The organism is Winogradskyella undariae, from assembly GCF_013285155.1.
Taxonomy (GTDB): domain Bacteria; phylum Bacteroidota; class Bacteroidia; order Flavobacteriales; family Flavobacteriaceae; genus Winogradskyella; species Winogradskyella undariae.
This window is the reverse complement of sequence record NZ_JABTEL010000001.1, coordinates 470987-496320: the sequence shown is the minus strand read 5'-3', so window position 1 is coordinate 496320 and position 25334 is coordinate 470987. Positions and strand designations below refer to the sequence as shown.

The 25334-nt window shown below is 31.2% G+C and carries 21 protein-coding genes; 3 read left to right on the top strand and 18 right to left on the bottom strand.

The window, feature by feature from the left end; all coding sequences use genetic code 11:
* Positions 1 to 38 precede the first annotated feature (38 nt).
* From HSX10_RS02000 to HSX10_RS01980, 5 genes are all read right to left on the bottom strand, one after another.
* Complete coding sequence (locus tag HSX10_RS02000) at positions 39 to 1139, bottom strand: porin family protein (RefSeq protein ID WP_173586526.1); 1101 nt, start codon at positions 1137 to 1139, stop codon at positions 39 to 41.
* Positions 1140 to 1213: 74 nt separating this feature from the next.
* Positions 1214 to 1966 (bottom strand): hypothetical protein, encoded by a 753-nt coding sequence (locus tag HSX10_RS01995; protein WP_173586525.1) that lies wholly within the window; start codon positions 1964 to 1966, stop codon positions 1214 to 1216.
* On the bottom strand, positions 1953 to 2516 hold the full coding sequence (locus HSX10_RS01990) for an RNA polymerase sigma factor (RefSeq protein WP_173586524.1): 564 nt from the start codon (positions 2514 to 2516) through the stop codon (positions 1953 to 1955). Before HSX10_RS01990 ends, HSX10_RS01995 begins: the two co-directional genes overlap by 14 nt.
* A gap of 117 nt (positions 2517 to 2633) precedes the next feature.
* Positions 2634 to 3422, bottom strand: a complete 789-nt coding sequence (locus HSX10_RS01985; protein ID WP_173586523.1) for a hypothetical protein — start codon at positions 3420 to 3422, stop codon at positions 2634 to 2636.
* Between the two features lie 80 nt (positions 3423 to 3502).
* On the bottom strand, positions 3503 to 4480 hold the full coding sequence (locus HSX10_RS01980) for a polyprenyl synthetase family protein (protein ID WP_173586522.1): 978 nt from the start codon (positions 4478 to 4480) through the stop codon (positions 3503 to 3505).
* A gap of 360 nt (positions 4481 to 4840) precedes the next feature.
* On the opposite strand from HSX10_RS01980, the gene HSX10_RS01975 reads away from it, so the two are divergent.
* Positions 4841 to 6166: a T9SS type A sorting domain-containing protein gene (locus HSX10_RS01975; protein ID WP_173586521.1), complete on the top strand. Its 1326-nt coding sequence runs from the start codon at positions 4841 to 4843 to the stop codon at positions 6164 to 6166.
* A gap of 83 nt (positions 6167 to 6249) precedes the next feature.
* On the opposite strand, the gene rlmN is transcribed toward HSX10_RS01975, so the two are convergent.
* From rlmN to HSX10_RS01910, 13 genes are all read right to left on the bottom strand, one after another.
* A complete protein-coding gene (gene rlmN, locus HSX10_RS01970; RefSeq protein WP_173586520.1) occupies positions 6250 to 7290 on the bottom strand; it encodes a dual-specificity RNA methyltransferase RlmN in 1041 nt (346 codons plus the stop codon).
* Between the two features lie 412 nt (positions 7291 to 7702).
* On the bottom strand, positions 7703 to 8752 hold the full coding sequence (queA, locus tag HSX10_RS01965) for a tRNA preQ1(34) S-adenosylmethionine ribosyltransferase-isomerase QueA (protein WP_173586519.1): 1050 nt from the start codon (positions 8750 to 8752) through the stop codon (positions 7703 to 7705).
* A 233-nt stretch (positions 8753 to 8985) separates the two neighbouring features.
* Entirely contained in the window at positions 8986 to 10215 is a 1230-nt protein-coding gene (locus HSX10_RS01960; protein WP_173586518.1) for a 3-phosphoshikimate 1-carboxyvinyltransferase, read from the bottom strand.
* A 33-nt stretch (positions 10216 to 10248) separates the two neighbouring features.
* Positions 10249 to 10575 (bottom strand): nucleotide pyrophosphohydrolase, encoded by a 327-nt coding sequence (locus HSX10_RS01955; RefSeq protein WP_173586517.1) that lies wholly within the window; start codon positions 10573 to 10575, stop codon positions 10249 to 10251.
* A 1-nt stretch (position 10576) separates the two neighbouring features.
* Entirely contained in the window at positions 10577 to 12532 is a 1956-nt protein-coding gene (locus HSX10_RS01950; RefSeq protein ID WP_173586516.1) for a DUF3858 domain-containing protein, read from the bottom strand.
* Between the two features lie 63 nt (positions 12533 to 12595).
* Positions 12596 to 14512: a DUF3858 domain-containing protein gene (locus HSX10_RS01945; RefSeq protein WP_173586515.1), complete on the bottom strand. Its 1917-nt coding sequence runs from the start codon at positions 14510 to 14512 to the stop codon at positions 12596 to 12598.
* A 578-nt stretch (positions 14513 to 15090) separates the two neighbouring features.
* Positions 15091 to 16065, bottom strand: a complete 975-nt coding sequence (locus tag HSX10_RS01940) for a hypothetical protein (protein ID WP_173586514.1) — start codon at positions 16063 to 16065, stop codon at positions 15091 to 15093.
* Positions 16066 to 16318: 253 nt separating this feature from the next.
* Positions 16319 to 16771, bottom strand: a complete 453-nt coding sequence (gene dtd / locus HSX10_RS01935; RefSeq protein ID WP_173586513.1) for a D-aminoacyl-tRNA deacylase — start codon at positions 16769 to 16771, stop codon at positions 16319 to 16321.
* Positions 16772 to 16815: 44 nt separating this feature from the next.
* Entirely contained in the window at positions 16816 to 17769 is a 954-nt protein-coding gene (gene rsgA / locus HSX10_RS01930; RefSeq protein WP_173586512.1) for a ribosome small subunit-dependent GTPase A, read from the bottom strand.
* 88 nt (positions 17770 to 17857) lie between these two features.
* The gene (locus tag HSX10_RS01925) at positions 17858 to 18940 is read right to left on the bottom strand and encodes a bifunctional 3-deoxy-7-phosphoheptulonate synthase/chorismate mutase type II (RefSeq protein WP_173586511.1); all 1083 of its coding nucleotides are present in this window, start codon (positions 18938 to 18940) and stop codon (positions 17858 to 17860) included.
* Positions 18941 to 18964: 24 nt separating this feature from the next.
* The gene (locus HSX10_RS01920; protein ID WP_173586510.1) at positions 18965 to 19816 is read right to left on the bottom strand and encodes a prephenate dehydrogenase; all 852 of its coding nucleotides are present in this window, start codon (positions 19814 to 19816) and stop codon (positions 18965 to 18967) included.
* 50 nt (positions 19817 to 19866) lie between these two features.
* A complete protein-coding gene (locus tag HSX10_RS01915) occupies positions 19867 to 21009 on the bottom strand; it encodes a pyridoxal phosphate-dependent aminotransferase (protein ID WP_173586509.1) in 1143 nt (380 codons plus the stop codon).
* Positions 21006 to 21833, bottom strand: a complete 828-nt coding sequence (locus HSX10_RS01910; protein WP_173586508.1) for a prephenate dehydratase — start codon at positions 21831 to 21833, stop codon at positions 21006 to 21008. Before HSX10_RS01910 ends, HSX10_RS01915 begins: the two co-directional genes overlap by 4 nt.
* 327 nt (positions 21834 to 22160) lie before the next feature.
* Between HSX10_RS01910 and gldA the strand changes: the two genes are divergently transcribed.
* Positions 22161 to 23054: a gliding motility-associated ABC transporter ATP-binding subunit GldA gene (gene gldA / locus HSX10_RS01905; RefSeq protein ID WP_173586507.1), complete on the top strand. Its 894-nt coding sequence runs from the start codon at positions 22161 to 22163 to the stop codon at positions 23052 to 23054.
* Between the two features lie 186 nt (positions 23055 to 23240).
* Positions 23241 to 25331, top strand: coding sequence for a phosphate acetyltransferase (gene pta, locus HSX10_RS01900; protein WP_173586506.1), 2091 nt, complete (start codon positions 23241 to 23243; stop codon positions 25329 to 25331).
* The last annotated feature ends 3 nt before the right edge of the window (positions 25332 to 25334 follow it).

The following is a 25334-nucleotide window of genomic DNA, read 5'->3' as shown; positions in this document are numbered from 1 at the left end:
GATTGATTGATTGATTGATTGATTGATTGATTGATGAATTAATCCATATCGAAACGTAATCCTACAGAAATATTGTTTTGATCTACAAGTTGATCTTTAAACAATGGATTAAGATCGTACTTAACATATAACGCAACATCTCCTAAAGAAACATAGCCACTTAGACCGTAAACAAACTCACTTACTTCAAACTCATCTCTTTGCTTGTCTTTCTCTCTATCTCCATCCAGTTTATACTTTATTTTTTGCATGTTACCTAAGTTAACACCTGCATATCCACCTAATCCTATTTTAAATTTCTTGTGAGTAGAATATCTAAAATAGTCCTCTTTTTCTATCTTTTTAGAAGGACCAAATTCTAGGTGCATAGGAAATACTAAATTAGTAGTTCTAAATTTCACTTTATTAACATCTGAAGGAAATTCTTGTAACGAAATAGCTCCATCAGTGTTTACTAAATATTGATTATTTTTAATATTTAATTTATTCCATTGAAAAGAGAAACCGTATTTTAGTCTCCAAAAATTAGTATTATCGAAGATTCTTGTTTTCCAAGCATACCCTAATTCTATAAAACCAGAACCTCCTATTTTATAAGGTGAATCGTCTATCTGTTCTCCTTCAATTAAAGCGTTATTAAACCCAAAAGCAAAAACGATATCTGTAGATGTACGTCTGTCGTATTTTCTTTTTTTATCACCAGATGATTTTCCTAAATAAATAAAACTATCACTAATCTCTTCATTCCCTCCAATACTTAATGTAAATCCCACTTCTGTATCACCTATTGACGTATCTGAACTGTAACCATTACGTTTTAATAATGCTATTTTTTTATCTAAGATATCTTTACGGTTTTCAATATTTAATACCGCTACTTTAGCTGCTTCTTTTTTTAATTCTTCTGCTTCTTCTGCTGTAATCTCTTTATTGTCTAATTGAGAATTTATTTTTGAGATTTTTGATTTTAAAAGACCTCTTTCTTCACTTTCAATTTCTGTCTTGCTCTTTTCTAAAAGGATAATTTTAGAATCTACCTCAACCTTTCTAATAGAATCTGATGCTTTTGTTTGTGCCTGTAAACTCGAAAAAATCGCAGTTAATACCAAGCAGACTACTAATCTTGTAATTGTGTTCATAATTGTTCGTTTTTTGATTGATGATTATTGATGATTTATTTTTGATTTGACATCCTTTTTTTCAAAGGAGTTTTTTAATTATTGCGATCTACAACAGCTGTTTTCACAGTATCATAACTATCCTTTAAAGCTTCAAAAACCTTAGTTCTAAAGGATTGTCCCATTTCGTCTTCTACACTTTCTAACAACTTTGTTGCATCTACAGTTTGAAATGTATCGTTTTCTAAATTTTCTTTAAAAATTTCTTTACTGGCAATATTTAATAAAGAATCTATTTCGTTATCTGCAACTGTTGTATTCTCTATTTTTAGAGTTTTCATAGCATCTGCAACTGCCAATTTTAATTGTGCTCCTCTTAAAAGTTCTTCTGCTTCATTATAAGCTAGCTCATCTTGAGTTAGAGAATCGTTATTTACAGTTGCTAATTCTGTTTTAGCTCCTTTTTTATAATCAATAATTTGAGAGTCCTTTGTTGTTGATAAAGACTTATTTTCTTCCTCTTCTTCATTTTCTTTTTCAACAAACTGAATAGTTTCTTTAGGTTTAGAATCTGATTTTTGATTCTCAATAGTCTCTTTAATTAAACCTTCTTCAACCACAATAGGTGAAACTTGATTTGAATCTTCTTGACTAAAAAACTGTACAGAAACGGCAACCATAACAAGTAAACCTGCAGCTATACTTAACCACCAAAACACTGATTTTTTAGACTTATTTTCTTCTGCATCTAAACGATCAGATAATTTAGACCAAGCTTCAGTTGAAGGACTCAATGTGCGTTCTTCGAGCTTATTTTTTATGTTTTCTTCAAACTTAATTGGTGCCATAACTACTGTTATTTAATTCTTTTAACTTTTTTTGAAGCATTTGTCTTGCTTTAAATAATTGCGATTTAGAAGTTCCTTCAGAAATCTTTAAAAGCTCTGCAATTTCTTGATGTTTATAGCCTTCTATCGCATACATTACAAAAACCATTCGGTAACCTTCTGGCAAACTATCTATGAGTTGTTGTATTTCTGCAACTTCAATATTTGTATTAATGTTATTAGATGAATCTCTATCTAAATATTCGTCTTCAACAGAAAACTCAATCTTCTTCTGTTGTCTTAAATATGAAATAGATTCTCTAACCATTATACGTCTTACCCAACCTTCAAAACTTCCTTCACTTTTAAATGATTTTAAGTTTTTAAAAACTTTAAAAAAGCCATTCAGCATCACTTCTTCTGCCTGATGTACATCTTTAATATAATAACGACAAACACTTAACATTTTTGGCGCATGCAATTCATACAACACATGCTGTGCTTCGCGATTATTCTTCGCTGCTCTTTGTATAAGTTTCGTTTCGTTTTTATGAAGTTGAATAACTTTCATTATAATCTTTACGGTTACGCTTCTATTTATAAAGACGCAATTATAGAAGTAATGGTTGCTTGATAAGTGCAAAAAAAATAAAATAAACAATAAAACACTGATTATCAGATGTAAATATTATTTTTTATTTTCCCAATCACCTGTCCATTTCCCAGGACTAACTTGTTTCATTTTAGGTTCTCCTTTTAAAAACATCATTTTAAGATAACCAAATGTTGCCAGTGTAAGCATAAACACAAAGAAGATTAACAACAGGGTTACCCAAAACGGAACTGTGTTACCAAAGAAGATTCCATAAATCAGTAATAGATTAAAACCAATCATTAAAAATGGAACAAAAAAATAAAAACCTATTTTAGAAACTAAGGCTGTATAAGCTTTCATATCTCTATTAAATGCATACATAATGATCCCTACAAATAGGAATGAAAAAATAAAACAGAAGATAAATGCTCCTACTAATTTTATTGCTAAAGTAAAGCCAAGAACTATTACCTTATCTGTTTCTGCATTATAATTAACCTTATAACTATCACCTACATCCATACTAGAAGTAGAAAAATCTAACTCTCGCACAATAATTCTATTATCCTTAGTTATAAACCTAACTGTTGGCGTGTACATTATATATGAACTACCATCATCTGAATCGTGGTGTACTTCTGAAGTAAAACTTATTACAGTTGAAGTATAATTTTCGCCAGAAGTTATTACCGAGTATATATCATGACTGGCGCTATACATAAAAAACATTGAACCTATAGCCATACTATTAATACAGACTATCAATAGAGCTACATAACCATACGTCATGCAACCGCTTTTCCCCATTCTTTTTATAATAAAATATGTGAGTACTAAGGATACCGCAAGACCAAATAATAAATAAATAGAATTAGCATTCATGCAGTTCATTTTTTTAACAGCCCTAACTCTAAGTACAAGTTTGAGCTATGTAGGTTATTTAAAGACTTAGGAACAAAGAATTATTTTTTTCTATCAATCACATAATCTACCATAAGATTAAGTGACGCTTTATATTCTGATTCTGGGTAAGGCTCTAAAATGGCTAATGCTTCTTCTTGAAAAGCTTTCATTTTAGAAACCGCATATTCTAATCCTCCTTTAGACTTTACGAAAGTAATGACCTCTTTTACGCGTTTCTTATCCATGTTATGGTTTTTAACAGAATTAATTAACCAAGACTTTTCTTTTTTTGAACAGTTATTAAGGACATAAATAAGTGGCAAGGTCATTTTTTGTTCTTTAATATCTATCCCTGTCGGTTTTCCGATAGCGTCATCTCCATAGTCAAACAAGTCATCCTTAATTTGAAATGCCATACCAATCAATTCGCCAAACTTTCTCATGGTTTCAACCTCGGGTGAGTTTGGTTTTACAGAAGCAGCACCCAAACTACAGCATGCAGCAATTAAAGTGGCTGTTTTTTGGCGAATAATTTCGTAATAAATAGCTTCTGTAATATCTAATTGCCTTGCTTTTTCAATTTGAAGTAATTCGCCTTCACTCATTTCGCGCACGGCAACAGAGATAATTTTTAATAAATCGAAATCATTATTATCTATAGAAAGCAATAAACCTTTTGATAATAAAAAATCACCGATAAGAACCGCAATTTTATTTTTCCAAAGTGCATTAATTGAAAAGAAACCACGTCTTCGGTTACTGTCATCAACCACATCATCATGAACCAAAGTTGCTGTATGAATAAGTTCAATAACCGAAGCTCCTCTATAAGTACGCTCGCACACTTCACCATTATTCATCATTTTAGCTACTAAAAACACAAACATTGGTCGCATTTGCTTTCCTTTTCGGTTTACGATATAATGTGTAATACGATTTAGTAACGCCACTTTACTAGCCATAGAAAGTTGAAACTTTTGTTCAAAAAGATCCATCTCGTAGGCTATGGGTTGTTTTATTTGTTCGGTTATTTTCATCTATGACTATATACACTCTTCATTTGCAATATTACAAATAATCATTTTTGTTTATTACTAATAAAAAAAATAATACAATTATAGTCTTAAATTCAAAAAAAATGTAACAAGCAAGAATTAAAACAAAAAAATCTAAATCTGCGAAACCTTTTAATTCAGAAATTATATTGATTTTATATCAGTAGAAGTTCAGCTACAAAAAACTCAGCTTTCCTATAAGTTGAAAATACGCTTACAAACACAACAAATCTTTATAAGATAGTTGTTCTTATTGTTAAAAAACGAATAATTTAATTTTAACATTTTTCTTCAAACTAATATTTGTAGCTTTATGGCTAACTAATTTAAAAATCAAAACACATGAAAAAAATTACTTTATTGGTATTAGCTTTAATAGCTTTTCAATTTAATTATGCTCAAGATACTTGTGAAACAGCTGTAGCTGTGAGCGCAGGTACGACAACTGTAGGAACTTTAAACGGGACTACCCCTGACGGTTCTTGTTTTACAGGTCTAGCAACTGTTGGTGAATGGTACAGCTATACACCCACTGCTAATTATGCAGTAACAATATCTTCAAATTTAACTGTAAATGACGGTGTTACGAATAGTGATGATACTAGACTTAGTATTTTTACAGGTAGCTGTGCAGCATTAACATGTTATGCAAGTGCAGATGATGTAGATAGTACAAACTATCTTTCTGAAGTATCATTTTTCGCTGAAAGCGGTCAAACTTACTATATCTTATGGGATGACTTTTGGAGTGCTCAAGGCTTTGATTTTGAATTAACAGAAACTGCATGTACAGCTACAGCTGCTCCAAATGCCGTAACATCTCCTACTCCTGCAGATACTGCAACGGATGTTGCTATTGAACTTGGTGATGGTGTTGCTTTTTCTTGGATAGAAGACACTACCGGAGATGCAGCCGATAGCTTTACTATAAGTATTGGTTTAACAGCTACTGGTGACGACATAGGGTCTTTAGCAGATGTTACTAACGGTGGTATTATTACTTTTGGTGCTACCAGTAATACAACCTATTATTGGAAAATTGATGCCGTAAACTGTTTTGGATCTACATCTAGTGCTGTTTGGAGTTTTACCACGGCAGAATGTTTAGAAACAACAGTACCAACTTCAACTGCAACCTCACCAATACCTGCTGATGGAGCTACAGCTGTTGCAGTACAATCACCTGATGGTGGTTTAGCTTTTGCCTGGACAGCACCAGACTTAGATGGTGAATCTTATAATTTAAATATAGGAACAGCGAATCCTCCGACACAAACACTAGAAGGTGTTGAGAGCAATGGAATAATTACTGGTTTAGCTGCAAGCACTACCTACTATTGGAGTATTGATGTTGTTAACTGTTTTGGAGCAACAACAACTACAACAGTATGGAGTTTTACTACTGATTCAACATTAGGTATAGAAGATAATTCTTTTACTGCTTTTAGTGTTTACCCTAACCCAACTAGTGATATCTTAAACATTAAATCAGCTCAAGATGTTGATAGTGTTACAGTATATAACTTGTTAGGTCAAAATGTAGCTAGTTTCACTAAAAATGAAATTACAAATTCTTCTATTAACTTATCTGAGTTATCTGAAGGTCTTTATTTAGTAAGAATTACTTCTGGTGATAAAACAGAAACTCTTAGAGTTACAAAAAAATAATATTCATTAAATATTATATACAAGAAAAGCGGCAATTGCCGCTTTTTTTTATGTCTTAAAACTTAAATACATTTTCTAAATACCTAACTTTTATTAGCCAACTGTCCACAAGCCGCATCAATATCTTTACCTCTACTGCGTCTAACAGTAACCGTAATATTATTAGCTTCTAAAATACTAACATACATATCTATTGCTTGAGATTGCGCTTGCTGAAATTCGCCATCATCAATAGGGTTGTATTCTATAATATTTACTTTACTGGGTGCAAATTTGCAGAACTCAACTAAAGCTTCTGCGTCTTTACGCTTATCATTAATACCATCCCATACCACATATTCGTAAGTAATTCTGTTACTAGTCGCTGCATACCAATATTGTAAAGCTTCTCTTAAATCACTTAAAGGAAATGTAGCATTAAAAGGCATAATAGACGTACGAATCTCATCTATAGCAGAATGTAATGAAACCGCTAATTTAAATTTTACGTTATCATCTGCCATCTTCTTAATCATTTTTGGCACTCCAGAGGTTGATACCACAATACGTTTTGGTGACATTCCTAAACCTTCTGGTGATGTAATTTTATCGATAGCTTTGAGTACATTGTTATAGTTCATTAAAGGCTCTCCCATACCCATAAACACAATATTACTTAAAGGTCTATTATGGTATAATCTACTTTCATTATCTATAGCAACAACTTGATCGTATATTTCATCTGGATTTAGATTTCGCATACGTTTTAATCGCGATGTGGCACAAAAACGACAATCTAAACTACAACCGACTTGAGACGACACGCAAGCCGTGGTTCTTGTATTCGTTGGAATAAGAACAGACTCTACAATTAAATCATCATGAAGCCTTACAGCGTTCTTTATAGTACCATCAGAGCTACGTTGCATCTGATCTACTTTAATATGATTAATTACAAAGTTAGCCTCTAACATTTGTCTTGTTTCTAGAGATACGTTTGTCATATCCTCAAAACTATAGGCCGCCTTTTGCCACAACCATTCGTAAACCTGATTTCCTCTAAAGGCTTTATCTCCTTGTTTTACAAAGAATTCTCTCAGCTGTTCTTTAGTTAAGGCTCGTATGTCTTTCTTTTTTGCTTCCATCTTTTGCAAAAGTAGTGAATTGTATTGTGATACTTAAATTGAAAATTATTTTACACACGAATTGAAGTAATCCTCACTCATATAGCTGTTCAAAATTTTAAATTATGCAATTATGCAAAGATACGCTGAGTTTACGCAGAAGATTCACAGAGAAAAAGCAAATATAGATTTTACTAATACAATCTATTCAAATTGGTCGTTAAGAGTTAGATTAACATTCTCGTCATTAATATAACTTAAAAATCGCGTTAAGGATGGCAGTGGAAAGCCCACAGTAATTTTGATTTTTTATCAAAATTGCGAGGACTTGTAACGGACAGCCTGACCCTAACTTTTTTTGTTAGGGTAACGCCCAAAAAGTCATAAAAAAAGCCTCAATGAAGAGGCTTTAAATTATATGTTGAAATCTTAATTAGATGATTAACATCGCATCACCATAAGAATAGAATTTATATTTTTCTTTAACTGCTTCTTCGTAAGCTTTCTTCATAAAATCATGACCTGCAAATGCTGATGTCATCATTAATAAAGTAGATTTTGGTGTATGAAAATTTGTAATCATACAATTTGCAATACTAAAATCGTAAGGAGGGAAAATAAATTTATTTGTCCAACCTTCAAATTCATTTAATCTACCATTAGAAGACACAGAACTTTCAATTGTACGCATAGATGTTGTACCTACAGCACACACACGCTTTTTCTTATTAATGGCATCATTAACAATATCTGCAGATTCTTTTTTAATGTTAATTTCTTCACTATCCATTTTGTGCTTAGATAAATCTTCAACCTCAACAGGGTTAAATGTACCTAAACCAACATGTAAAGTTACGGGAGCTGTTTTTACTCCTTTAATTTCTAAACGCTTTAATAAATGCTTAGAGAAGTGCATTCCTGCAGTTGGTGCGGCTACAGCTCCTTCGTTTTTAGCATATATAGTTTGGTAACGCTCTTCATCTTCTGGCTCAACCTCTCTATTAATGTATTTAGGTAAAGGTGTTTCACCTAATTCTGTTAATTTTGTTCTGAAATCGGTGTAAGAACCATCATACAAGAAACGTAAAGTTCTACCCCTAGAGGTTGTGTTATCAATAACCTCAGCAACTAATGTTTCGTCATCACCAAAATATAATTTATTTCCGATTCTTATTTTACGAGCCGGATCTACTAAAACATCCCAAAGGCGTTGTTCTTGATTTAATTCACGTAATAAAAATACTTCAATACGTGCTCCTGTTTTTTCTTTGTTACCAAATAAGCGTGCAGGAAACACTTTTGTATCGTTCATGATCATCACATCACCTTCATCAAAATAATCGATAATATCTTTAAATTGCTTATGCTCAATAGTCTGCTCAGCTCTATTTAATACCATCAATCTTGCTTCATCTCTATGTTCTGCAGGATGTTCTGCTAATAATTCGTCTGGAAGTTCAAAATTAAAATGTGATAATTTCATGTATGAGTTTTAGTTAATTATGTGAATAATGTGAAACTATTTTGTAGCCGCTTACTTAAAGTTAGTTTGCATGCTCTAAATGTCTCAGTCCTTTATTTTTATTCGAATTGCAAATATACAATCTCAACATAGGCCTTGTCAAGTAAATGAAGGTTTATTTTACTACAATCGTCTATAATACTATACATTTAGATGAATAATGCAAACTTAAAATGATAAAATATAATTCTATTCTATTTTGAAATATTAAAACCTATAGATTTAAAATCTTCCCAAAATTGAGGATAAGATTTACTTACTACATCTGCATCTTCAATAGTAATAGGTACTTTTAAGCCTAAAGGCGCAAAAGCCATTGCCATTCTGTGATCGTTGTACGTTGGTATTTTAATATGACTATTTATAGAATTTGAAGCTTTTAAATGTAAAGATTTATCAGTTATTATAACTTCAGTTCCTAACTTTTCTAATTCAGTTTTAAGAGCAACTAAACGATCAGTTTCTTTAATTTTAAGGGTATGTAACCCTATCATATTACATTCTAGACCTAAACCAAAGGCAGAAACAGCTATGGTTTGCGCTATATCTGGCGCATTTTTTAAATCGAGATCAATTATAGTTGTCGAATTGACTTTATCTGTTTTTTGAAGTGTTATTGCTTCGTCTTTAAATAATGTTGAAACACCAAAGCTTTTATAAATCTCCGCTAAAACAGAATCTCCTTGTAAGCTTTTTTGCTTATAAGATGCAATAGTAATCTCTGTACCAACTTCACTTAATGCAATAACGCTATAGAAATAAGAAGCAGAAGACCAATCAGACTCAACAGTTAAAATTTGTGGTATTAATACTGAAACACTTGGCTTAACGGTAATGGTTTGATCTATAAAACTCGTTTCTATCCCAATACTATTTAAAAGACTTAAAGTCATATTAATATAGGGAACTGATGTTATTTTACCTTCTAATGTTAATTCTAAACCATTTTCTAATTTTGAAGCAATTAGCATTAATGCAGAAATATACTGACTACTTACGTTAGCTTCTAAAGTCACTTTATTTTTAGTAAGCTCTTTGCCTTTAATTTTTAAAGGAGGAACACCTTCATTTTCTAAATATGTGATATCAGCACCTAAAGCAATTAAAGCATCAACCAATATTTTAATTGGTCGCTCTTTCATTCTTTGAGAACCGGTAATAATTGTTTCTCTCCCTTTTTGAATTGAAAAATAGGCTGTTAAAAAACGCATTGCCGTACCCGCATGATGGATATCAATTAACTCGTCTTCTGACCTCAAAGCTTTTTGCATAACTTCTGAATCATCTGAGTTAGATAAATTATCGATACTAATTTGAGGATACAACGCCTGTATTAATAACAAGCGGTTAGACTCGCTTTTAGATCCTGTAATTTGAACGGTTTGATGATTCTTAAGCTTTGATTTTTGGATATTGATCTCCATATAGAATTTATAAAATAAAATGAAGTTACAAAACTACTTTAATTTCTCATTATTATGATGTCTATTATGATCACGTTTGGTTTTTAAATCTAATTTTTTATCAAAAGCATCTTGTAAATCAATACCTGTTTGATTTGCTAAACAAATCACCACAAATAAAACATCAGATAATTCTTCACCCAAATCCTTATTTTTATCACTTTCTTTTTCGCTTTGCTCACCGTAACGCCTCGCTATAATTCTGGCAACTTCACCAACCTCTTCTGTTAATTGAGCCATATTGGTGAGTTCATTAAAGTATCTTACTCCATGTTCTTTAATCCAATTATCTACTTCTTTTTGTGCGTTTTTAATATCCATTTTAAGTCCTAGTTAATACAATTTGTTCTGTTTGCTTCTCTACTATTTTACTATAAAAAGCTTTAAATTCTTTATAGTCTGTCGGTAAAATTAAAGGATTCAAAATATCTAACTTCGCTTTTAACTGTAGATATTTTCCACCTCCTCTAATAATGTAAGAAAATGATACATTTTCATCTTTAAAATTTAAAATCTCTGATGCTGGTAAAGACTCTGCTTTATAACCTTCTGGCAACATAATATTAACTATATATTCATCAGAATAAGGAATTACAAAATCTATAGGATAATCTCTCTCTTCTAACTTAAATGGATTTTCTTTAGTCGCTAAAAACAATAGTGGTGAAAAATAAAGTTTATCTCCAACCTCATCAACTCCATCAGACAACTCATATTCGTAATTTAAATCAACAGGCAGAAAAGCATTCTTTATATTTTCTATACTAAGAGAGCTTATCTCTATATCTCCTTTATCTTTTTCAAGCGATTTAATATGATCTTCTGTTGTTACGCCAGCGTATTTATTTCTATAAAAATAAGCCGTATAATCTGTAAAATGTTTGGTTACTTTTCCAGACAATGAAAAATCATCATTGATAGTAACACTTAGTATTGAAGACTCTAATGATTTTTTATTTGGCTGAATAGAAATCCATCGTGATACTTTATTATCTATAATCAATCTCCCTTTCCAATTTAATACACGTTGCGGTAAAACATTATTAGTACTGTATTGTTCCGTTGCATCTATTAATAAATACATATCATCTTTTTCAACACTACAAATCACATAATTAAATCCTTCTCGTGTCGGAAAAAGAGGAATTCCATTATCCCTTGTACTCACTAAAACAGGATTTGCATTAACACCCTGAGAACGCAACATAGAAATTAGCATCAAATTAATATCAGCATCATTACCTTTACCCTCTTTATATGCCGATCTAATTCCGTTTTCGGCATATTTACCATATCTACCGTTCCACTTTACTTTAGATTTTACTAATCCTTCTACTACAAATGCTTTTTCAAAATCATCAGTAATACCATCTAATGCTGATTCTAGATCGTCTTTATAAATACTAAATGCTCTTAATTGCCCACCAAAATCTTCACTTTCATAGATTGTTTTTGAAACAACTTCCCAATTTGTAGAATAGGTCTTATCAACAAGTTTCATACTATTTAAAGTGGCAGTGAGCTCCATAGCCATTTTACTGATGTAATTGTTTATACTACCAGAATATGCTTCAGCCCGTATGGCTGGAATATTTTCTTCATTAACGCTAATTACATTAATTTTATAATTAAATGGAGTTGTAGTATTCTTAATTGTTTCGGTTATATTGGGTGAAAATTTCGCTTTAAAATTAGACTGCTTATTATAAACATAATACTCAGGGGTCTCAATACTAACATCTAGTTTGTTTACAGGAATACTGAATTGAAAAATAATGTCATCTATACTAACTCTAGCAGATGTAATTGTATATTGATATTCTATTACTGTTCCTTCTTTAACGCTTGGTAAGGTGAATGAATGGATTCTTGTGTACTCACTATAATCCTCATCAAATTTACCATCACTTTTTAGTTTATCCTTTTCTATTTTACCATCAACAAGATTGTATGAAAACCCCTTTAGACCACTAATTCTTTCTGCATACTTATTAAGTCCTTGATATAGGTAGATTTTTTTCGTTGCCCAATCAAAACCATCTTTATTATATATTTTTATGCGCTCATGTATTTTACGTCTTTGTACAAATCCTTTCTCAGAAGAATAAAAGAAACTTATATCCTCGTTACGATATAATATAGCTGCAGAAGTTGCAGAATCTTTTGGATGGTATTTTTCTTGAAGCTCTTCCTTTGATATTTTTCCGAACTTATAATTCTGACTACTTGAAAAACTAAAGCTTAAAATAAAAATGATGCTAAGTAATAATTGTTTCATTAAGTGATTGATTGATTGATTGATTGATTGATTAGATTCTTAATTTTCTGTTGATATTAATAATTACAAAGCTGTCGTTAAAACAATCTTGCTTTTATCGTGTTTTACAATTTGTTTTCTAAAATCTCTAAAGGCCTTATAGTCTTCTTTTTGATAATTACCCTTAAGCAATACGTAAGTCCTGGTATATTTAAGTTTATTATCTTCTAACTTTTCTAACTTAAAACTATAGGTTCCGAATTTTGTTTCTATTTTTTTAGATTCCGTCATAGCTTCAACCTTTAAGTCATTGGGAATTTGAATAATAAATTCATCAATATCTTTAAAAGAACGATCTATTTCAAATTCTAAATTTCGCTCTGAATATCTTGAAGGGATAGAAGTCACTTTGTTAAAAAAATTGGGCTGAAAAATAAGACGCTTTCCACTTCTTGAAGCATAATTTGCAGCGGATATTTTTATATTTTCATGATAAATAACATTTTCCTTATCATTTGTAATACTAATATTATCTATAGAAATATTATTAATATTATCCCAATATTCTTTATAGTAACTATTTTGGTCTCGGGTAGATTTCCCTCCAACACTTTCATGAAGACCATACTGATAACCTCTAGTTTCAATATTTACACTTGCGGTAAAACCACCATTAGGATCTAGACTAATATTAGCACTCGTTTTTTGAATACTTTCATCTGCGCTATAAATCTTAGTATGTACTATTTCACCCCCTTCAGGCTTTACTAGCAATACATCTCTATCATCTGTAAAACCGGCTGTAAATCCAAATGGATTAGTTTGATTTGTACATTCTAAAAATATATTATTGTCACCATCGGGAACGCAAAGAATAGCATGATTACCTTGTGCTGAAGAAAATTCACTATCTATATTTAAAATATTACGACCACCGAATACTAGAGTATAATAAGCCGGAACATCAACAGCTTCTAATAAAGCTTTAGTATAGTTTGTTAGTCCTTTACAATCCCCATACCCTAGCTCATTTACATCAGTTGCTATCATGGGTTTCCACCCCCCTATTCCAATTTGCACACTAATATATCGAGTTCGATCTTGCATGTATTTGTAAACTAATTTAGCACGCTCAATTTTATCTTCTACACCATTAGTTAAAGCTTTTACATCATTGATTGTTTCTTGTGGTAATTCTGCTGTACCAGTTAACAACTCTGCATAAACCCACTTCCCAAAATCTTTCCAATTATTATTTACACCTTCTACACCATTCATATTAAACTTAGTTAATGCTGGTTTTAAACCAGGAGTAAATGTGAACAAAGAAGGACTGTAAGCTTCGTAATCTATACCGGGTAAGTTTTCGATTTTAAAATGAAAATCAGAGATCTCGACTACTTTATTATTTTCTATATTATCTTTTTTTAATCTCAGTGGAATCCCTGAGTTATTCTCAATTTTATATTCGGCATATTCAATCCCTAAATAATAACCATTAACTGGTCTCCATTGCGGAATAAAAGCAGTAGAGTTATACTTAACTTCAGAAACATACTCAATAGTATAAGGATAATTCATTGGTGTATAATCATAATATTTAACGCGGCTATCTGAGTATAACGTCCCTCCACTTACAGCACTGTTATCTGTAAAATCTTTCTTTTTAATCTTTTTTATTTCCTCACCAAAACCATCATAAATTCTAGCTTCTATTGTTTTAATTGAAGAGTTATCGCTGTAGAATTCTACTGTATTTGCATGTTTGTCCCCATACTTATTAAAAACTGTAATAATACGCTTAGTGTGTACCACCATATCATTAATAGCATTAATTTCTATCCTTTGATTATCATACCTAACGATAGCGTTAACGTTAGATTGCAATTCTATTGGAGCAAGTATTGCATTATAGACATCTGAGGATTGTGAAAAGCTAAAAAAAGAAATAAAAAAAAGGAGTGTTGAAATTTGATTTTTATTAATGAAAAGTATTGACATTGAGTGATTTTGATTGATTTGGCACTAAATATAATAAGGAAAATATAAGTATCAAATAAATCTAAAAGTAATTTATAAAAACGCCACTTATCTAAAGAGAATCCAAATTATATCAATAGATGAGATAGAAACCTAATCGTTCGTTTTTTTTCTTATACCCTTTTTATTCAAAAAAATATAAGTATTAAAAACACCTATAACCCTTGAAATGATTACACACTATTTTTAAAATCTATAATTATGTTTACTGTCATTATTAACCAAATACACTTTCATATCTGTACCAAATTCTCTAGTTTAAAGTGTTTTTATAAAAGCTTCATATAAAGGGAATAGCAACACATGGTTTTACTCCTTTAATGCAACTTGTTAGATTCCCTTTTTTAATGTTAGCATTGGCTTGTTTAAGTTTTAAATATATAAAAACTGCAATTCTAGAATTAATTAGAAACCTGCTAATTTATTAAGAGCATTTTATGACTTGCTAATTTGGGTTAATTAATTGTAGAGCATGTGTTATAAAAAAAAGACCAGAAAAGTTTATTTCCTGGTCTTTTTATAAATCTTATTGAGATTTTTTAATCTAAAATAGATAAAGCATCAAGAATTTCTTGTGTTGATTTTAATTCAAAGTTTAGAGTTAACTCTTCTTCGTCCGAAATAATAACCTCTTCCATAGCTAAGTATTGTTGGTTGTTTTCTACTGTAATTGCAACATATGTTACGGTTAAACCCTCTGGAAGCATATCTATATAACTCTGTATCCCATTAGCATAAGGTGTTGTAAATTTTACAACAGCTGGTAAATTATTTTCTTCAAAGATTAAAAATATTGCTGTTTCAGCGGCATTAGGACTATTTATTAAATTAATATAGTTGGTTGTTTGTACTCCAGGATAATTGTAAAATTTATCGCAATTAGACCATCCAGTATTAAAAACATCGTAGATATAAGATGCGGGAGCGGTTACGTATTCCATTCCACTACCACCTACACCGACATCACCATTAGGAGTCCATACAATACCTTCTTCATCAGAAGTTGTTCCGCTAAAAGGAAGCATTTCATAGTCTAAACCACCAGCAGATGGCACAGAAACTTGGTAATTAATACCATTTGCGAGGTGTAAACTATTTCCGTTTTGAGAAATCCTCACCTCTGTTTCTCCTTCAGATAAAAGAAAAGTATTTTCATTCGAAAAACTTAAAGCGTTTGTTGGTTTGTTAGACAAAATCATTTCACTAGGTGTAAATATTTCTTTTAAAGCTACATCTACTATTCCGGTTATAGGATTGTCATTTTCGTCTACAAAAGCATTAGCAGGAAAAGTAACAATAGTGCCATTTTCACCAATTACACTTCCACCTGTAACAGCATTTAACGTATAATCTTGGTCTTGTATGCCATTAACCTCATAAAAACCCTGAATACTATTGTATTCTAAAACCTCTAAAATATCAATTGATTCACCGTCATCATCAGGATCACAACTTGTGAATAAGGTTAACGATGCGATAAATAAACTTGCAAATACTGTTTTTAAATTTCTCATAATTTCTGATGCTTTAATTGTTTATACATCTTTATATAAACCGACTCACAATTTTGTTACCTAGTATTTAAATATTTTATAAGACAAGTATTGGGCTAAACACATCTTTGGATTGTGAAAAGCTATAAAAAGAAAGAGTGCTAATATTTAATATTGATTAGTAAGAAGTATTGATATTAATTGATTTTGATTGACTTACCACCTAATACAAAAGAAAAATATAAGTATTCAACACCTATAACCCTAGAAACAATTACACTCTATTTTTAGAATCTATAATTATAGTTACAGGCCCGTCATTAACCAAATGCACTTTCATATCTGCACCAAACTCTCCTGTTTGAATCGGTTTTTCTAAGTTAATTTGAAGTGTTTCAATAAAAGCTTCATATAAAGGAATAGCAACATCGGGTTTTGCTGCTTTAATGTAGCTTGGTCGGTTCCCTTTTTTAGTACTAGCGTGAAGTGTGAACTGACTTACCAAAATCACCTCACCATTTGCGTCTTTTAAAGACGTGTTCATAACATCTTCCTGATCAGGAAAAATGCGAAGATTTGTTATTTTATTACACAACCAATTAATATCATCTTGGGTATCTTCATATTCAATACCTAATAAAATTAATAATCCTTTTTGTATGGCTGCTACTTCAGAACCTTCAATAACTACTGATGCTTCTAAAACTCTTTGTATAACTATTTTCATAAATGAAAAAACTTATTTAAATATTCAACCTACTTAAAGGTTAATTACTGAACCTCATCCCAATTATCTGTTCTGTAATGTTCATCTTCACCTTCTAAAATTTGAAGATAACTACGATATCTAGAATAAGAAACATCATCCGCTTCTAAGGCATCTTTTACAGCACATTTAGGTTCGTTAAGATGAATACAGTTGTTAAACTTACAGTCTTGTTTCAATGCAAAAAACTCAGGAAAATAATCACCGACTTCTTCTTTTTCCATATCTACAACTCCAAAACCTTTAATACCTGGTGTATCTATAATTTTAGCATCAAAACCTAAATCAAACATTTCTGCAAATGTTGTGGTGTGTTGCCCTTGCTTGTGTTGCTCTGAAATCGCTTTTGTTTTTAAATCTAAAGTAGGTTCTATAGCATTAACTAAAGTAGATTTACCAACACCAGAATGTCCCGCAAACATACTAACCTTACCTTCCATTAAGGTTTTTACTTTATCAATATTTACACCTGTTGCGGCAGAAATCTCAATACACTCATAGCCTATAGCACGATAAATACTTTCTAAATATTTCACGTCGAATATAGTCTCTTCAGAATAGGTATCTATTTTATTAAAAAGTAATACCGTTTTAATAGAATATGCTTCTGCGGTTACAAGAAAACGATCTATAAAACTCGTTGATGTCGGCGGACTATCTATTGTGATTAATAAAAATACTTGATCAATATTTGAAGCAATAATATGAGTTTGTTTAGAAAGATTAACCGATTTACGCACAATATAATTCTTACGTTCTTCTATACGGTTTATGACTCCTGTCTCAGTATTATTTTTTGCTTCTAACTCAAATTCTACTTTATCGCCAACAGCGATAGGGTTGGTACTTTTAATACCTGCCAATCTAAAACGGCCTTTAATTCTACATTCATAGAATTTACCATTTAGTGTTTTTACAGTGTACCAACTACCTGTAGATTTATATACTGTTCCTGTCATTAATACAAAGATGAATAATATTGCGTTAATATCGTAAAAAAAAGGTTCGCAAAATTCACGAACCTTTTTTTAATAATTTAACTTCTATCTATTTATTAACGATTTTCTCTTGATGATTAATCGATTCTTGATGAATAGCTTTAAACATACGTAAAACAAATTCTTCACTCAACCCTCTTGTTTCTCCTTCTAAAACCATATTCCCTAAGATTTCGTTCCATCGTCTGTTTTGTAAAACAGCAACATTCTTTTCCTTTTTAAGTTTGCCAATACCATCAGCAGCTTTCATACGTTTTCCTAATAAATCAATAATCTGATTATCTACAATATCGATGTTAGCTCTTAAGTTATTTAACTCTGAATTGTATTCTGCTTCCGGATCTGACTCTTTTCTAATTTTTAAGTCATTCATAATCTGCACTAATCGATCTGGAGTAACTTGTTGAGCGGCATCACTCCAAGCATTATCTGGATCGAAATGCGTTTCAATCATAAAACCGTCAAAATTAAGATCTAAAGCTGTTTGCGATACATCAAAAATCATATCTCTTTTTCCAGTAATATGTGATGGATCATTAATTAAAGGTAAATCTGGAAATTTATTCTGAAATTCAATAGCCAACTGCCATTCTGGAATATTTCTATATTTTGATTTTTCGTAAGTTGAAAAACCTCTATGGATTGCTCCTAAATTTTTAATACCAGCTGTATGTAATCTTTCAATACCGCCTAACCATAAGGCTAAATCTGGGTTTACTGGATTTTTAACCAATACAATTTTATCTGTTCCTTTTAAAGCATCAGCAATTTCTTGCATAATAAAAGGACTTACTGTAGAACGTGCACCAATCCATAATAAATCTACATCGTGTTCTAAAGCTAATTCTACATGGTTTCTATTCGCTACTTCCGTTGCTGTTTTTAAACCTGTTTCTGCCTTTACTTTTTGTAACCATTTTAAACCTAATGCACCAACACCTTCAAAGTTTCCTGGACGCGTTCTTGGCTTCCAAATACCTGCTCTATAGTAATTAACATCTGTATCTTTTAGCTGGTGTGCTATTTTTAATACTTGCTCTTCTGTTTCGGCACTGCATGGTCCTGCAATAACTAATGGATGGTCTAGTTTCATATCATCCAACCATGTTCTCATTTCTTTCGTGTTTTCCATTTTTGCTTTTTTTAATCTTAATTACTATTGAATTCCTTTTAATATCTCTTTTATATAATTTGTTTGCTCCATTTCATTGAAAACGGCATTAAAATCTTCGTCTTTCATAAGCTGTTTAAAATGCTTTAGATTTTCTATATATTCATCTAAAGCTTCTATGACATTTGCTTTATTGTGATTAAATATTGGCGTCCACATTGCTGGTGAACTTTTTGCTAAACGCACAGTACTTGCAAATCCACTGCCTGCCATATCAAAAATATCGCGCTCGTTACGCTCTTTATCTATTACTGTTTTACCTAACATAAATGCACTAATATGTGATAAATGTGATACGTAAGCAATATGTTTATCATGTGCTTTAGGATTCATATAACGAATACGCATCCCTAAATCGGCAAACAACTTTAACGCTTTTTCTTGAAGTTTGAAGGCTGTTTCTTCAACTTCACAAATAATATTAGTCTTGTTTTTATACAAACCTCTAATTGCAGCTTTAGGTCCTGAATGCTCTGTACCGGCAATAGGGTGTACAGCTAAATAATTACGACGTTTGGTATGGTTTTTTACAACCTCACAAATATTTTCTTTAGTTGACCCAGCATCAAACACAATAGCATCATCAGATATATAATCTAACACCTGTGGCAAAACTTTTAGAGTTGCATCTACAGGGATTGCTATAATAACCACATCTGCTTTACTTAAATCTTCTAAATTGGCTTTTTCATCAATGACTCCTAATTCTAAAGCTTCATCAAGATGTGCTTCAGTTGTATCAATACCAAAAACCTTACAGTCTGGATGTAATGCTTTTATATCTAAAGCAAAACTACCGCCTATTAATCCTGTTCCTATGATAAAAATATTATTCACTTTACTTTTTTTCTCTTTTAACAATCATTGCAAAATGCAAATAAGTATTCTTATACTCTTGCAATTGCTTCTTCTATAATTCCTTCTTCCGCACATAACGAAAATCTAACATAACCTTCTCCATTACTACCAAAAACAGTTCCTGGTGTTATAAAGATGGAATGTTCTTTTAATACTAAATCTGTAAATTCTTCAGATTTTATATGTGGTGGCAATTTTGCCCAAATAAACAATCCTGTGGCATCTTCATCGTAGGTACAATTAAGGGCTTCAGCTAATTTCCACACTAACGCTCTTCGTCTTTGATAAACACTATTTAAGCTTTTAAACCACATATCAGAACATTTTAAAGCTTCAATGGCTCCTTTTTGTATGCCATAAAACATACCCGAATCCATATTACTTTTCACACGTAAAACGGCCGAAACAAAATCGTAATTACCGACTAACATACCAACACGCCAGCCTGCCATATTAAAAGTTTTACTTAATGAATTTAACTCTAAACAGACATCTTTAGCATCCTTATATCTTAAAATACTATTAGGTTTATCGTTTAAAATGAAACTGTATGGATTATCATTTACAATTAATATATCGTGACGTTTACCAAAGGCAATCACATCATCATAAAACTTATTTGTTGCGTTAGCTCCCGTTGGCATGTGCGGATAATTGATCCACATAATTTTTACACGACTTAAATCTAAACGCTCTAAGGCACTAAAGTCTGGCTCCCAATTTGTATCCGCTTTTAAATCATAAAAAACAGGTTTAGCTTCTAAAAGTTTAGTTACAGCAGCATACGTAGGGTAACCTGGATTTGGTATTAAAACTTTATCACCTTTATTTAAAAAAGCCATAGAGATATGCATAATCCCCTCTTTGCTTCCCATTAATGGCAACACTTCTGTCTGCGAACTTAAATTAACTTGAAAGTGCGTTTTATAAAAATCAGCAATCCCTTCTCTTAACTCTGGCAAGCCTTGATAACTTTGATATTTATGTGCTTCTGGCTCTACTAAACAATCTTGAAGAGACATAGAAGCCTTAAAAGGCGGTTCTAAATCTGGACTCCCTATTCCTAAATTAATAATAGGTTTCCCCTGCGATTTTAAAAAAGCAACTTCTCTTAGTTTTTTTGAAAAATAATATTCTTCAACTTTTTGCAAACGTTTTGCAACCTCTATCATAATCTTGCATTTTTATATTCTCCTAATACTTTAAAATTCTCAGCCATAATAGCCATTATGGACTTCGCTTTTTTGTAATTCTCATACTTATCAAAAGTAACATCAACAAAAAACGCATATTTCCATGGGGTCTCTATTTTAGGTAAAGATTGAATCTTAGTTAAATTCAATTTACAATCACTCAACACATTTAAAATAGTCGCTAAACTTCCTCGTTTATGATCTAATTCGAACTTTAAAGAAGCTTTATTAATTTCATTTTCATCTGCATGATCCATTTCTCGCTTCACAAAAACAAAACGTGTTTCATTTTCTTTTATCGTTTGGATGCTTTCTGCTAAAATATTTAGACCGTATAATTGTGCAGCAGATTTACTAGCAATCGCTGCTATTCCTTTAATCTTTTGTTCTGAAATTTGCTTTGCAACATCTGCAGTATCTTTAGCTTCTACCAATTTTATATGCGGAAAATCTCTAAAAAACACTTTACACTGTAATAATGCCATAGGATGTGAATGCACCTCATTTATATCTGCTATAGACTGATTTTCTAAGGCCATTAATTGATGTTGTATATCTAAATAATACTCTCCAACAATGCTTAATTGATTATTATCTATCAGTGCATAATTTGGTATAATAGAACCTGCAATAGAATTTTCTAGCGCCATTACAATTTCATCTGTCTGCTCCTCTAATAAAGTATTTACTTCACTATCAAAAGTCATACACTCTACCACATCTATCTGATTATCAAAATAATTCAGAACAACTTCATGATGAAATGATCCTTTAATTCCTTGTATTGCAATTGGTTTTTTCACAATTTATTTTTCTAGTTGTAAATCCTTTAAACAAAAAAAAGTCTCGATTACATCGAGACTTTAAATACTATATTTTAAATAAAACATACTCAGTCTCGTTCCTTTAGCTAAAAAAGAAATAAAACCAGTTATAATATGCTCTAGATATGTTCATACTTGTTTTCCACATATGTGGATCATTTTAATATATAGCTAATGTAATTATTATTTTTACAAATCAAAATTGTTACATAGTTTTTTTTCATAAAAATTGAAAAAACTTAAAGAATTAACAATAAATGCAATACAATATTCGGAAATAACTATTTTTGAATAAATTCTACAAGTATGTCTATTGAAGTTAAAAACATCACTAAATTATATAAGGATCAAAAGGCACTTAACAACGTCTCTTTTAAGGTAAAAGATGCTGAAATTGTTGGATTCCTAGGCCCAAACGGTGCAGGAAAATCGACGATGATGAAAATCTTAACCACTTATATAAAAGCTGATGAAGGTTCTGCTAGTGTAAATAATTTTGATGTAGACACAGAAAAAAAAGGAGTTCAAACTAGTGTTGGGTATTTACCAGAACACAATCCACTATACACAGATTTATACGTAAAGGAATATTTAAACTTTAATGCGAACGTATATGGAACTCCTAAATCTCGTATAGAAGAAGTTATTGAGCTTACAGGTTTAAAACCTGAAGCTCATAAAAAAATAAGTCAACTTTCTAAAGGTTACAGACAACGTGTTGGTTTAGCCAATGCATTATTACACAACCCTGAAGTTTTAATTTTAGATGAACCTACAACCGGCTTAGACCCTAATCAGCTTATTGATATTAGAAATTTAATTAAGTCTATTGGTAAAGAAAAAACGGTTTTTCTTTCAACACATATTATGCAAGAAGTTGAAGCGATGTGCGACCGTGTTATTATTATTAATAAAGGAGAAGTTGTAGCCGATAAATATTTAAAAGATTTACGCGACGGACAAGAACAAATTGTTATTGTTGAGTTTGACTATAGAATTGAAAATGCCTTTTTATCAAAATTACCCAAAGTAAAATCTGTAAAAAACACTTATGGATTTGTTTACGAAATTACCTTTTCTACAAAAGAAGATATGCGCTCTCACGTGTTTGACTTCGCACACGATAATGAGTTAAAAATTCTACAATTAAATCAGAAAAACGCGAGTTTAGAAAGTTTATTTCAAGAATTAACAAAATAATTGACAATTATCATAATACCTTAAAATTGGTCAACCAATTTTACCATTTCTTTTAAACCATGATAAAAATCATCTTTAAAAGCGCATACCCATGTTAAATTTGTAAAAAAATTTAACTTAAAATTGAAGAACACATCCTATTTATAAATCCATAAATAAGTGTTTTTCAATACAAAAAAGGTATAAATGAGCAAAGGTATTTATGTAGCAACGATTGAGGCTAATAGTGGTAAGTCTATCGTTGTTTTGGGTTTAATGAGAATGCTATTAGGTAAGACTGCAAAAGTAGGATACTTTAGACCCATTATAGAAGACACTAAAAATGGTGAGCCAGATAACCACATCAACACTGTTTTATCACATTTTGAATTAGATATAAATTACAAAAATACATTTGCTTTTACCAGAAGTGAAATACTTGATTTATACAACAAAGGCAAATCTGGAAAAGTAATTGATGAGATTATAAAAAAGTATAAATATCTAGAAGAACGTTTTGATTTTATACTTGTTGAAGGGACCGATTTCTCTAACGAAAATACTAATTTAGAGTTAGATATTAATATTCTTATTTCTAAAAACCTTGGACTTCCTGTAATTATAGTAGCTAATGGCTATAAGAAGACACTTGAAAATATAGCAGAAAACATTCAATATGCTTACAACACTTTTAAAGAAGAAGTTGAAGTTCTTTCTATTATAACAAATAGAATTGACACAAAAGAAGTTGAAATATTAAAACCACTTCTAGAAGAGCGTATTAAAAGAGAAACCAATGTATCTGTTATACCTAATGTAAAAAGTTTATCGTCTCCAACAATTAAAGAAATTACAAAAGCTTTAAAAGGAAATATTCTTTTTGGAGAAGACATGATTAATAATCAAACGGATCACTTTGGGGTTGGTGCTATGCAATTAGCAAACTACTTAACCCATTTAAAGGAAAACACTTTAGTAATAACACCAGGAGATAGAGCAGATATTATTTTAGGTGCGCTACAAGCTAACATTTCAAAAAATTACCCTAAAATATCTGGTATAATTCTTACAGGTGGTTTAGTCCCAGAAGAACCAATATTAAAACTTATAGAAGGGCTATCGAGTATTACACCAATAGTTAGCGTAAAAGAAGGAACTTTTAGTGTTACAAATGCTATAGGTAAAATTAAATCTAAAATTTACGCTGAAAACATTGAGAAAATAGAAACCTCAATAGCGACTTTTGAAAAACATGTAGATACAGATAAACTTGCTGATGATTTAATTACGTTTAAATCTGATGGGTTTACACCAAGAATGTTTCAGTATAATTTATTACAAAAAGCATTAAAAGATAAAAAACACATTGTACTTCCTGAAGGTTCCGACGAGCGTGTATTAAGAGCAGCCGCTAGGTTAATTGATGCCCAAGTTGTTAATCTAACCTTAATTGGAGATGAAGACAAAATATTAGAACGTATTAAAACATTAGATATCCCTTTAGATACTAAACAACTTAATATCGTTTCACCTCAAAAATCTGAACATTTTGACGACTATGTAAACACTTTCTACGAATTACGTAAACATAAAAACATCAATTTAGACATGGCAAAAGACGCTATGTCTGATGTCTCTTACTTTGCTACAATGATGATCTACAAAGGTCATGCCGATGGTATGGTTTCAGGAGCTGCGCATACAACAGCACACACATTACGCCCTGCTTTACAATTTATAAAAACAAAACCAGGAGTAAATATTGTATCCTCTGTCTTTTTTATGTGCTTAGAAGATCGAATTTCCATATTTGGTGATTGTGCCATAAATCCTAATCCTAATGCAGAACAACTAGCAGAAATAGCAATATCCTCAGCAAAAACAGCTCAAGATTTTGGAATAACACCAAAAGTCGCTATGCTTTCTTATTCGTCTGGAGCTTCTGGAAAAGGAGAAGATGTAGATAAAGTTAGAAAGGCTACACAAATTGCAAAAGAAAAAGATCCTTCTATAAAAATTGAAGGTCCTATACAATACGATGCTGCTGTAGACATGCGTATTGGAAAAAGTAAATTACCTGATTCTGAAGTTGCAGGACAAGCAAGCGTTTTAATATTCCCTGATCTAAACACAGGAAACAACACTTACAAAGCAGTACAAAGAGAAACAGGCGCATTAGCCATTGGCCCAATGTTACAAGGGTTAAACAAACCAGTAAATGATTTAAGTAGAGGCTGTACAACAGATGACATTTATAGTACAGTAATTATAACCGCTATCCAAGCTCAAGAATTTTAGACT

Bases quoted from the DNA above. Each gene is read 5' to 3' on its own strand.
- pta (WP_173586506.1), top strand. From the start codon at position 23,241: ATGAGCAAAGGTATTTATGTAGCAACGATTGAGGCTAATAGTGGTAAG.
- HSX10_RS01955 (WP_173586517.1), bottom strand. From the start codon at position 10,575: ATGGATATTAAAAACGCACAAAAAGAAGTAGATAATTGGATTAAAGAA.
- HSX10_RS01995 (WP_173586525.1), bottom strand. From the start codon at position 1,966: ATGGCACCAATTAAGTTTGAAGAAAACATAAAAAATAAGCTCGAAGAA.
- gldA (WP_173586507.1), top strand. From the start codon at position 22,161: ATGTCTATTGAAGTTAAAAACATCACTAAATTATATAAGGATCAAAAG.
- HSX10_RS01940 (WP_173586514.1), bottom strand. From the start codon at position 16,065: ATGAGAAATTTAAAAACAGTATTTGCAAGTTTATTTATCGCATCGTTA.
- HSX10_RS01925 (WP_173586511.1), bottom strand. From the start codon at position 18,940: ATGGAAAACACGAAAGAAATGAGAACATGGTTGGATGATATGAAACTA.
- HSX10_RS02000 (WP_173586526.1), bottom strand. From the start codon at position 1,139: ATGAACACAATTACAAGATTAGTAGTCTGCTTGGTATTAACTGCGATT.
- queA (WP_173586519.1), bottom strand. From the start codon at position 8,752: ATGAAATTATCACATTTTAATTTTGAACTTCCAGACGAATTATTAGCA.
- HSX10_RS01960 (WP_173586518.1), bottom strand. From the start codon at position 10,215: ATGGAGATCAATATCCAAAAATCAAAGCTTAAGAATCATCAAACCGTT.
- rlmN (WP_173586520.1), bottom strand. From the start codon at position 7,290: ATGGAAGCAAAAAAGAAAGACATACGAGCCTTAACTAAAGAACAGCTG.
- HSX10_RS01915 (WP_173586509.1), bottom strand. From the start codon at position 21,009: ATGATAGAGGTTGCAAAACGTTTGCAAAAAGTTGAAGAATATTATTTT.
- HSX10_RS01975 (WP_173586521.1), top strand. From the start codon at position 4,841: ATGAAAAAAATTACTTTATTGGTATTAGCTTTAATAGCTTTTCAATTT.
- HSX10_RS01945 (WP_173586515.1), bottom strand. From the start codon at position 14,512: ATGTCAATACTTTTCATTAATAAAAATCAAATTTCAACACTCCTTTTT.
- HSX10_RS01990 (WP_173586524.1), bottom strand. From the start codon at position 2,516: ATGAAAGTTATTCAACTTCATAAAAACGAAACGAAACTTATACAAAGA.
- HSX10_RS01980 (WP_173586522.1), bottom strand. From the start codon at position 4,480: ATGAAAATAACCGAACAAATAAAACAACCCATAGCCTACGAGATGGAT.
- rsgA (WP_173586512.1), bottom strand. From the start codon at position 17,769: ATGACAGGAACAGTATATAAATCTACAGGTAGTTGGTACACTGTAAAA.
- dtd (WP_173586513.1), bottom strand. From the start codon at position 16,771: ATGAAAATAGTTATACAAAGAGTTTTAGAAGCATCAGTAGTTATTGAA.
- HSX10_RS01950 (WP_173586516.1), bottom strand. From the start codon at position 12,532: ATGAAACAATTATTACTTAGCATCATTTTTATTTTAAGCTTTAGTTTT.
- HSX10_RS01985 (WP_173586523.1), bottom strand. From the start codon at position 3,422: ATGAATGCTAATTCTATTTATTTATTATTTGGTCTTGCGGTATCCTTA.